This window comes from Sulfitobacter sp. HI0040 (assembly GCF_001634885.1).
Classification (GTDB): Bacteria; Pseudomonadota; Alphaproteobacteria; order Rhodobacterales; family Rhodobacteraceae; genus Sulfitobacter.
In genome coordinates this window covers 1-266 of record NZ_LWEX01000351.1, presented here as the reverse complement: position 1 = coordinate 266, position 266 = coordinate 1, and the positions used below count along the sequence as shown (strand labels likewise).

General features: G+C 68.4%; 1 protein-coding gene. It reads left to right on the top strand.

Annotated features, from left to right (window positions below):
* On the top strand, nt 1–266 hold a 266-nt coding region (locus A3728_RS15195), incomplete at both ends, for a site-2 protease family protein (RefSeq protein ID WP_201722340.1).

Here is a 266-nt window from a genome sequence, read left to right as displayed (position 1 = left end):
CATGACAAGCGGGGCACCCGCTGGCAGGTCGCGGCGCTGCCCTTTGGCGGTTACGTCAAATTCGCGGGCGATGCGGACGCGGCCTCGGGCAAGGACGAGGTGGCGATTGCCGCACTGGCCGAGGATCCCGACAAGCTGCGCCATACGATGCATGGTGCGCCGCTCTGGGCGCGCACCCTGACCGTGGCGGCGGGGCCGGTCTTCAACTTCGTCCTGTCGATCCTGATATTCGCCGGGATCGCCTTGGTATCGGGCACGCCGCGCGA